At 48.6% G+C, this 6526-nt stretch carries 10 protein-coding genes; 7 read left to right on the forward strand and 3 right to left on the reverse strand.

Annotated features, from left to right (window positions below):
* The first annotated feature begins 337 nt into the window (after positions 1-337).
* Together JZI27_RS24460 and JZI27_RS24465 are read left to right on the forward strand one after the other, a co-directional pair.
* Positions 338-922 (forward strand): suppressor of fused domain protein, encoded by a 585-nt coding sequence (locus JZI27_RS24460; RefSeq protein WP_280209781.1) that lies wholly within the window; start codon positions 338-340, stop codon positions 920-922.
* A 128-nt stretch (positions 923-1050) separates the two neighbouring features.
* Positions 1051-1488: a Dps family protein gene (locus tag JZI27_RS24465; protein WP_251244786.1), complete on the forward strand. Its 438-nt coding sequence runs from the start codon at positions 1051-1053 to the stop codon at positions 1486-1488.
* A gap of 174 nt (positions 1489-1662) precedes the next feature.
* Here the strand turns inward: JZI27_RS24465 and JZI27_RS24470 are convergent, their stop codons facing one another.
* The gene (locus JZI27_RS24470) at positions 1663-2124 is read right to left on the reverse strand and encodes a hypothetical protein (protein ID WP_280209782.1); all 462 of its coding nucleotides are present in this window, start codon (positions 2122-2124) and stop codon (positions 1663-1665) included.
* 199 nt (positions 2125-2323) lie between these two features.
* On the opposite strand from JZI27_RS24470, the gene JZI27_RS24475 reads away from it, so the two are divergent.
* The 3 genes from JZI27_RS24475 to JZI27_RS24485 all read left to right on the forward strand — a co-directional run bounded on the left by JZI27_RS24475 (position 2324) and on the right by JZI27_RS24485 (position 3865).
* Positions 2324-2767 carry a helix-turn-helix domain-containing protein gene (locus tag JZI27_RS24475; RefSeq protein ID WP_280209784.1) on the forward strand — a complete coding sequence of 148 codons (444 nt, stop codon included), beginning with the start codon at positions 2324-2326 and terminating at the stop codon, positions 2765-2767.
* 119 nt (positions 2768-2886) lie between these two features.
* Positions 2887-3417, forward strand: a complete 531-nt coding sequence (locus JZI27_RS24480; protein ID WP_280209785.1) for an ImmA/IrrE family metallo-endopeptidase — start codon at positions 2887-2889, stop codon at positions 3415-3417.
* A gap of 31 nt (positions 3418-3448) precedes the next feature.
* Positions 3449-3865 (forward strand): LexA family transcriptional regulator, encoded by a 417-nt coding sequence (locus JZI27_RS24485; RefSeq protein ID WP_280209786.1) that lies wholly within the window; start codon positions 3449-3451, stop codon positions 3863-3865.
* 3 nt (positions 3866-3868) lie between these two features.
* Here JZI27_RS24485 and JZI27_RS24490 read toward each other — a convergent pair whose 3' ends face one another.
* Positions 3869-4609 carry an alpha/beta fold hydrolase gene (locus JZI27_RS24490; protein ID WP_280209787.1) on the reverse strand — a complete coding sequence of 247 codons (741 nt, stop codon included), beginning with the start codon at positions 4607-4609 and terminating at the stop codon, positions 3869-3871.
* A 102-nt stretch (positions 4610-4711) separates the two neighbouring features.
* On the reverse strand, positions 4712-5275 hold the full coding sequence (locus JZI27_RS24495; protein WP_280209788.1) for a CGNR zinc finger domain-containing protein: 564 nt from the start codon (positions 5273-5275) through the stop codon (positions 4712-4714).
* Between the two features lie 165 nt (positions 5276-5440).
* Between JZI27_RS24495 and JZI27_RS24500 the strand changes: the two genes are divergently transcribed.
* On the forward strand, positions 5441-5929 hold the full coding sequence (locus JZI27_RS24500; RefSeq protein ID WP_280209789.1) for a DinB family protein: 489 nt from the start codon (positions 5441-5443) through the stop codon (positions 5927-5929).
* Positions 5930-5992: 63 nt separating this feature from the next.
* Positions 5993-6346, forward strand: a complete 354-nt coding sequence (locus JZI27_RS24505) for a VOC family protein (RefSeq protein ID WP_122910560.1) — start codon at positions 5993-5995, stop codon at positions 6344-6346.
* Positions 6347-6526: the final 180 nt, after the last annotated feature.

Genomic DNA, 6526 nt, shown 5'->3' on the forward strand with positions numbered 1-6526 from the left:
CCTTAGTTGCACTTATACTATCTTCCGCTAATCTTTTTAGCGCTTTAGTGCACTTAAACTTTCCGATAGTAGAACAAAAAGAGACTGTCCCCTCAGCTCATTTCTCCTGAGGGACAGCCTCTTGCTCCTTCACACGAAAAGCTTGGAGGATGGCATCTGTAACCTTCTGTTGCTGCTGAATGGATACGTGCATGGTACATTGATTCATTCTGAGTCCTTCTTTCAGGTAAACGTATGTAAACAATGGGCTTTTTGTTATGAATCTTCAAATATGGTATTCAAGCCCTGTTCCGCATTGACGGACAAAGCCAGCTGAGACGAAAACCCTTGGCAAGACATGCAGCCGCAATATTTGGACGCCATCACCTCTGTTTTGGGTCCGGTGAGCAAGTATTACGGGATCGATGGCGGGCACTGGCCACCGAAGGCAATGGTGACGATCGAGAAAGGAAATGTCACCTATGTCGTAACGCTCGGGGTCTCTCTCTTGCCCCAGCCCAAGGTCGAGCAGTATACGGAGACACCGGAACGCTTGCGCAGATTTGAACTTGCTTTTGCATGTGAATCCCACTGGCTAGCCAAAAACGAGAATCAGCTGCTTGCCTATATAAGCGGACAAACCTCTCTGCCTTGGTCTTATTTGACTTTCCTTGCCCAAGGACACACCATTCCGTGCCAAGAGATCAGTCAGGTGAACAATCTGTTTACTTCGATTCTGCTCGCAAAGCCAGAAAATGCTCCGGCTATTCCTTTTCCGCTCGTGGCGGGTGATCCTGTCAATGTATTATGGATGATACCGATTACTTCCCGGGAACAGCAATTTGCCGAATCAAACGGATCGGAACAGCTGTTTTCAAAGTCAAAAGGAGGTCGCGCGAATGAGTGGATTTTTAACGGGGAGCCCAAGTTTTTGGCGGATTAACGGGATCGATCTGGGCGGGCAATCTAGCCATGCATGTGAAGGAATAAGCGATTTCTATTGACATTTTCCTGAAATAGATTATAATAATTATAAACAGATAATAATTATTAGAAAGGAGAGATTCCACTATGGAAAACAAACTTTTTGAAGCTTTAAATAAACAAGTTGCCAACTGGACCGTTCTTTTTACCAAGCTTCACAACTACCACTGGTATGTAACAGGTCCTCACTTTTTCACCCTGCATCCGAAATTTGAAGAGTTCTACACCGAAGCGGCTGCCCATATTGACGAATTGGCCGAGCGTGTCCTGACTTTGGGAGGCAAACCTGTAGCCACGCTTTCCGGCAGTTTGAAAGTTGCCAGCATCGCTGAAGCGACTGGTGAAGAAACGGCCGAACAAATGGTGCAAAGCCTGGTCAACGATTTCTCCACCATGGTGGAAGAGCTGAAACAAGCGATGGAAATTGCCGATCAGGCCGATGATGAAGAAACGTATGACATGCTCTTGGCCATCCGAGGTGGACTGGAAAAACACAACTGGATGCTCAAAGCATTCTTGCAATAACCTTCTCATCAGAAAACTTGGCTACGCCAATCTTTTGGCGTAGCCTTAGTTGCACTTATACTATCTTCCGCTAAACATTGAGCGCTTTAACGCAAATAAACTTTCTGATCATACTAACAAGGGCGATGTGTCATTTCACACATCGCCCTTGTTGCGTCTTCTTGAAATCGTTTTTTACAAAGAAAATATCAGCTTTCTTCCTGACTTTTCGACTTTCACTTGCGGGAGCAGCTTCAACGTTTTTTGAACGCCGATGTAGGGACTGGAAAACTCGACACCGTGCCGCTCTTTCAATACATCACATAATTCTCCCAATGACATCGGAGACATGTGCTCCCCCAAGATTTCCTTGATTTGCTCCGCTACGATCTGATAATCGTGGCGAATATGCGCCTTTCGCACCTTTATCCGTTGGAGGACATCTGCTGGAATTTCTTCCGCTGCCGCCGCTGCCTCATCTGCATATTCGCTTGCGCCCATTCCTTCTTCCGAATCTAATTCACGAATTCTCTGCAGCAGCTGCTTGATGTCGGCACCGAGTTGCTTGTCCTGATCTACATATTGCCTGCGTAGTACCATTCGTTGGTCCAGTAGTGCCTGTAATGTCATCTGCAACGCTTTCCGTTCGTTAAACATTGCGTTGTTCCCCTTTTTGATGAAGTGTACTTTGACATAATCATAATCTATTTGCAAGTCTTTTTTCTACTTTTTAATGACAATTTCCTCCTTCTTTTCTCTCTTCAAGGATCCGTTCCGTTTGCTCTTCTTTTCTTCCTTTTTTCCACATGCTTCGGTACAATATGCTTGTAGATCCACAGAAAGGACTGGCGCACACATGCTAGCGCAGCGATTACGTGCAGCCCGCAAGGCACAAGGACTGACACAGGAGGATTTGGCAGAGCGGGTGTCGACGACCAAAGCCACCATCAGCAATTATGAGAATAACCACAGCACTCCCTCCAATGAGATGCTGATGAATTTGGCTACTGTCCTGCACATCTCAATCGACTGGTTGTTAGGTCGCACGGATGGGAACATCTTCTATGCTCCAGCCGCTCCCGCACAGCGCCGTTCGCTGGACGAGCTTCTGCAAGAAAAGATAGAAGACCCGGACGACTATTTCTTTCTAGACGGGTATCTGGACGCTTCTGCAGAAGAAAAAAAAGAAATCCGGCGATATTGGTACAACCTGAAAAAGCAATGGAAAGAGCACAAGGTAAAAGAATCTCGCCCACCTTCTCTCTTTGAAATCACCGAAGATTTGAAAAAGCGGGATTGAAGAATTTTCTTTGCTTTTTTGTGCATATAAGTAAAATATAGGTATACACCCCCAGCAGCTGGGGTTTTCTTTTTCAAGAATACACGAACATTCGTTCTTTTTGTTGGAGAATTCAAGGGGTGATCAGAATCGAATCCATTTTGAAAAAGATCAGCGAACCGCAAACCTGGCTGGAGGATCGGGTGTATCTCCTCTTGCAGCATCATGGGATCCGAACGCCAGAGCAAATAGACCTGCATCAGCTATGTTCCACCTATGGAATTGAAATCCAGATGATCAATGGGCGCAGTCGAACACACGCCCATCCGATTTATCCAAATCGCTCTATCATCGCCATCGATGAACGGCTGGAAGCTGCCGAGCAACGGGTCAAGATCGCACATGAATGGGGGCATCTGCTCTTGCATGAAGGCATTCAGCCACAAAACACCGAGTGGATGATCGAATGGCAGGAAGCACAAGCCAATCACTTCGCTGAGCATGTGCTGATGCCATTTTACATGGTTGGCCCTCTACTCATCGGAGTGCCTCGCTACGATGCCCACCACTATCTTGCTCAGCTTTTTCGCGTTCCGCTTCCCTTGGCCAAAAAACGCTATGATCGCTTTCTTGCCCGGATGCACGACAAGGGCTTCCCCGTCTATATGTAGCCACACTAACAAACAGAAAAAGGGAGATAGGATGAAGCACGTATTTGTTGCCGGCGATGCATACAGCTCGCACTTTTTCAAGATGAACATCGAAGCAGATGAACAGCTCTCCCTCTCGTCCTTCCTGCTGGTTGCCAGCTATCATGTGGCGCGCTTTGCCCTGATCATGCGGGACGATGGATTGCAGGGACTAGGAATCATGCCAGGTGATGCGCTCTTGATCGCAGACCATTCCCTGGAACCCGTCAAGGACAGGCCTGTCCTCATCAGACGAGAAGGAGAATTCATCGTTCGGATTGCTACAGATGTGAATCCGCATGAATGTACATTTACCACGACTCGTGCAGGAGATGCAGCGATTCTTTTGCCTTCTGAGAACATTCGCATCACCGGTGTGGTCTCCGGAATCATCTCCAATCCGGTCCTGCATGCGGCGAAGCAGTGGTAAGTCTCAACGCAAAAGGGAGAGCAGCATCCACTGCTCCAGCGCTGCCGCTGTCTGCTGCCACTGCTCCTGGGGCGTAATGGCGGCTGGATGATCTCCTTCCTGTACCCCGTAGCTGCCAAACTGAGCGTGGTTCCCTCCTTCGATACTCATGTATACGGTCTCTTCGGGCAAGTACGTCTTGCCCTTTTCGTAATGCTCCCGATTGACGATGCCATCCCGCGAGCCCAGCAAGGAGAGTACCGGCAATTCTGTCTCACGGAGATCTCCTTTGCGATCGGGATACGCTCCCAGGAAAAAAACACCTTCAAACCGATCCGGGTGCAGCGAAGCATAGCGGCTTGCCATCGCCCCACCAAGGGAGTGACCTCCGATGACGAACGACTGATTCGGCAGATTTTTGATCAACTGATCCGCTCGCTGAAAATCGGTAACAGCCAGTTGAAACGGCATCCGTGCGATGAACACCCGGTGACCGTACCCGGCCAGAAGTCTTGCCAAAGGTGCATAGCTCTCTGATTTGACCCTTGCACCCGGATAAAGAATAATCGCTGGATCGTAGTTTTGTCCTCCCTCCAAAATGATCCACTCTCCTGCATCCGTGACAGTGATGCCTTCTCCTCCCTGCATGGCTTGCATCGCCGCTTCCTCAACCGGGTATGGACGCAGATACCAGATGGCTAGGCAAGCCGCAACAAGCAAGACCAGGATCAGCCCCTGCACCCATCGCCGCCGAAATCGACTCATCGTTATCCCTCATTTCCGTGCTGCTCGTATACTTTGAATGGCCTTCTTCTCTTATTTTGATCGCTATTTGAACAGTTCAAGCAAAAAAGGGAGAAGCGATCTTTACGCTTCCCCCTTTTCTTTTTGTCGCTCGCGAAAGCGGCGCACTTTCATCAGGTTGCCGCATGCCTTGTCATCGCACCAGCGGCGGACCCGGTTGCGGCTTTCGTCGTAGTATACCCATTGGCAATCCTGATTGTCACATATTTTCAACCTGCGCTTCTCCTGGTGAACGAGGAGATCGGCAAAGGATTCCACGATCCGTGCCATCACCAGATTCCAGCCCATAGTGTCGCTCACCTGCTCCAGCCGGTACTCATTCTCCCGCAGCTCAATCCGTTGATGCGACGGAGCCATCGCCATCACCCGGTTCAGCTCCGCCAAGTCTTCGGAAGTGATGTCTTCTCCCCTCGCTACTGCCTCCACCATCCGCCGCAGGGATATGCGAAGCTCCACTAATTCCGCGATCTGGGGATCATCTGTAAAATGCGGTAATGGAGCCTGCAGTCCCCATGCTTCCAAAAAGGACTGAAGCCACTCTGTCTTTCTCAGCCTGTCCTCCCTGCGTCCGGAACCGCGCCAGTCACGCCAGTCACTGTTCAAAAAATCAATGCATAGACTCTCCATTTGAGTTCCCCCATCCCACTCAATAGACCCATTTTCCTTTTCCTTGCATGATACACCAACAAATGGTATATTCCAATTGTAACCATCAAATATAAATTTAGTGGTTACAATCTCAACTAGTATCTTACCTGTAAACCAGATGCTACACAAATGAGGACGAGACTGATGAACGTCAAAGAGTTGCTCTTGCATGAATGGACGTGTGCCTATGACCAGGAAGACTGGTATCCGCCATTGCGCGATGCCGTATCCGGTCTCGATGCTGCTCAGGCCAGCTGGAAGCCAGCTGGAGAAGCATGCAATACGATCTGGGAAAACCTGAGCCATCTACTGTTCTACAAAGAACGCTTTTTACACCGCCTTTCTGGTTCGAGATTATCTCCTGAAGACACTTCCAATGAAGATACGTTTGCTCCATCTGGAAGTGCCGATGACAACGACGCCTGGCAAGCCACCCTGCAACGCATGGAGCAAGTAAATCGGGAAATCTTTGATAAACTCTCCTCCTTGACCGAAGAAGAGCTTCATCAAGCCCTGCCTACGCATTCCATCCTCAAAAGTGCCATGAGTCTGGTCCTGCATGACGCCTTCCACACCGGGCAAATTGTACAGTTGCGCAAACTCCAGGGTTCATGGCCAGCCCAACGCTCTTGAAGGATTTTCCAGAACCTCCCTCGAATATGCAAATAATTAAGTTTTTCGAAGGGAGGATATAGAATGTCTCGAGTTGTTCTCTTTGAGTTGAACAGTCAGGACCCTGAACGGGCTTCCGCTTTTTACTCTGCTGTATTTGGCTGGCAGGTGGCAGCACCACATTGGGGCTATCGCGAGGTCACGACAGGCTCCGATCAAGAAGCGGGAATCAACGGCGGGATAGCACAAGGTCCCCAGGATTACCCCCACGGGACGCGAATCGTCATTGAGGTTGCGTCAATCGATGCGACAATCAAGACCGCAGTCGAGAACGGTGCTCAAATCGTCCGGGATAAAATGGAGTTCGATGCTTTCTATCTCGCCTATCTCGTCGATCCGGTCGGCCTTGGCATCGGCTTGATTCAGCCAAAATTGTAAATTGATTGCAAAGGCATCCATTCCAGGGTGCCTTTTTCATATTTACTTGAAATATATACATCTGACTAAACACTTGATTTCAATCAAATTTTTATATACTTTATGACACTAGCGTTGCATAAAAAATGTGTTTGTGATTTGTCGAAGTATTCTGAATGAAATCTTCAGCTTCCCAACCAA

This window comes from Brevibacillus sp. AY1 (assembly GCF_029870785.1).
In the GTDB taxonomy this organism is placed as follows: domain Bacteria; phylum Bacillota; class Bacilli; order Brevibacillales; family Brevibacillaceae; genus Brevibacillus; species Brevibacillus invocatus.

Coding starts and splice junctions, on each gene's coding strand:
- JZI27_RS24500 (WP_280209789.1), top strand. CDS start 5,441: ATGAACGTCAAAGAGTTGCTCTTGCATGAATGGACGTGTGCCTATGAC.
- JZI27_RS24475 (WP_280209784.1), top strand. CDS start 2,324: ATGCTAGCGCAGCGATTACGTGCAGCCCGCAAGGCACAAGGACTGACA.
- JZI27_RS24495 (WP_280209788.1), bottom strand. CDS start 5,275: ATGGAGAGTCTATGCATTGATTTTTTGAACAGTGACTGGCGTGACTGG.
- JZI27_RS24485 (WP_280209786.1), top strand. CDS start 3,449: ATGAAGCACGTATTTGTTGCCGGCGATGCATACAGCTCGCACTTTTTC.
- JZI27_RS24470 (WP_280209782.1), bottom strand. CDS start 2,124: ATGTTTAACGAACGGAAAGCGTTGCAGATGACATTACAGGCACTACTG.
- JZI27_RS24460 (WP_280209781.1), top strand. CDS start 338: ATGCAGCCGCAATATTTGGACGCCATCACCTCTGTTTTGGGTCCGGTG.
- JZI27_RS24465 (WP_251244786.1), top strand. CDS start 1,051: ATGGAAAACAAACTTTTTGAAGCTTTAAATAAACAAGTTGCCAACTGG.
- JZI27_RS24505 (WP_122910560.1), top strand. CDS start 5,993: ATGTCTCGAGTTGTTCTCTTTGAGTTGAACAGTCAGGACCCTGAACGG.
- JZI27_RS24490 (WP_280209787.1), bottom strand. CDS start 4,609: ATGAGTCGATTTCGGCGGCGATGGGTGCAGGGGCTGATCCTGGTCTTG.